The following is a 1,701-nucleotide window of genomic DNA, read 5'->3' as shown; positions in this document are numbered from 1 at the left end:
GGGACATGGAATCTCTTCGGAAGAAGATCGGTTCTGCTCTTGCCTGCGCATGCGAGTTGCCGGGAGACCCCTCGAAGATCGAAGCAGATTACCAGCATGACCCGTTGCGTGCGCATCGGAGACTGATTTCGCGCATCGTCCGTAGCCGCCGGGCCAACCTTCCACGGCCGCGGCTGTTCACCACCAACTATGACCTCGTCATCGAGCGTGCCCTAGATGAGCTCGGCTACCCCTACATCGATGGCTTCAGTGGCACAGTCGACCGACGCCTTAACCTTGCTTACTACGGCCTGGATTTTCACCGGGTAGACACCACCTCCCAGCAAGTCCTCGCCCGAGCCGACAGTGCTCTGTATCTTCACAAAATTCACGGAAGCCTGAACTGGCGGGCTGTGTTTGAACGCGAGGCAACCACCGGGGTCGAGTCACTTGAAGTACGTCAGGTTCCGCAGAATGCGACCACCGAAGCGGAACGTGTGCTGATTTATCCCACCACGGCAAAAGAAGGGGATACCCTCGCGTATCCGTATTCAGACTTGATGCGATTGCTAGGAGAGGCCGTGCAGCAGGACGACACGGCTATCGTCTCGGTTGGGTACGGTTTCGCCGACCCTCATATTAATCGCATCCTGCTTCGGAGCCTCGCACTGAACCCAGCACTAAATGTGCTTGTTGCCGATCCGTTCGCGGTGCTCGAATCATCCGACATGGAAAAAGCAATGGAGAACGACGAACTGGTAGGGCAGACCCTCACTGAAGCCGGCCTCACACCCAAGGCCACAGCCATCGCAGCCCTAGCGCAGGGCGCCGACTCCCGGATCGCCGTCCTGACGGGCGAGACCGGCAAGTTCACACGCTTTGCCGATCTATTGCCGGACCCGTCCGTCGACAGCGGAGTGACGCCACCGTCAGCAATCGTTGACCTGATCCAGTCGTTAGAAGCAGCGATCCTCCGCCCCTCCACACCGCCCAACATGCCCAGAGGTGATGGTGGTGTCTGAAGTCGGAGTCATCGGACGAGTAACGTCCGTGCAAAGCACCACCCTGCGAGTGTCCCTCGAGGTCGGCGCCAAAGGGTTCACCAAGGTCGGTCCGGAGGGACTACACACCGTCGGCGTCGTTAACTCCTACATCACCGTTCCTGCTGGTGCGCACCGGGTCGTCGCCATCATCACCGGCGTCTACATCAGCCGCCGCGCTGAAAAGTACGACCGACAGGTCCTGCTCAGCGAGGACGACCAAAGCACCTACGAGCTGGAAGCTGCGGTCGTCGGCCGATTTGAGGGCGAGACCTTCAAGTCAGGGCTGACTGGCTATCCGCCGCTACACGCCCCGGTCCGCTCAGCCACACCTAGAGAAGTCAAAAACATCTTCCTGCCACGGGACGTGCCGGCCCTAAAACTGGGCACCTCTGCCGTGGCTGCGGAGCAAGATGTCTTCCTTAACGCCAACCTCCTGCTCGGGCACCACTGTGCGGTTGTGGGATCCACCGGCTCGGGTAAGTCGTGCACCGTTATGGCCATCCTGGACGGGCTGTTGGACAAGCCGATCCCCAACGGGCACATCGTCATATTCGACATCAATGGTGAGTACGCCCAGTCCTTCAGTAGCGATACCCCCCGTGGTCGTGCCACCCGCACCGTCGTCCTTGGCCCCCAACTTGGAGCCAGCGAAGGACTCTTCCTGCCCCACTGGTTTATG

The 1,701-nt window shown here is 60.0% G+C and carries 2 protein-coding genes; both read left to right on the top strand.

Annotation, left to right across the window (positions count from 1 at the left end; all coding sequences use genetic code 11):
• Positions 1-1,001, top strand: a 1,001-nt coding sequence (locus tag BJF77_RS00940; RefSeq protein WP_222844938.1) for an SIR2 family protein, incomplete at its 5' end; no start/stop codon positions are given.
• A 28-nt stretch (positions 1,002-1,029) separates the two neighbouring features.
• Positions 1,030-1,701, top strand: a 672-nt coding sequence (locus BJF77_RS00935; RefSeq protein ID WP_158041149.1) for a helicase HerA domain-containing protein, incomplete at its 3' end; no start/stop codon positions are given.

The organism is Kocuria sp. CNJ-770 (assembly GCF_001942375.1).
Lineage (GTDB): Bacteria > Actinomycetota > Actinomycetes > Actinomycetales > Micrococcaceae > Kocuria > Kocuria oceani.
The sequence above is the reverse complement of the archived record's forward strand: the minus strand, read 5'-3'. Positions and strand labels throughout refer to the sequence as shown.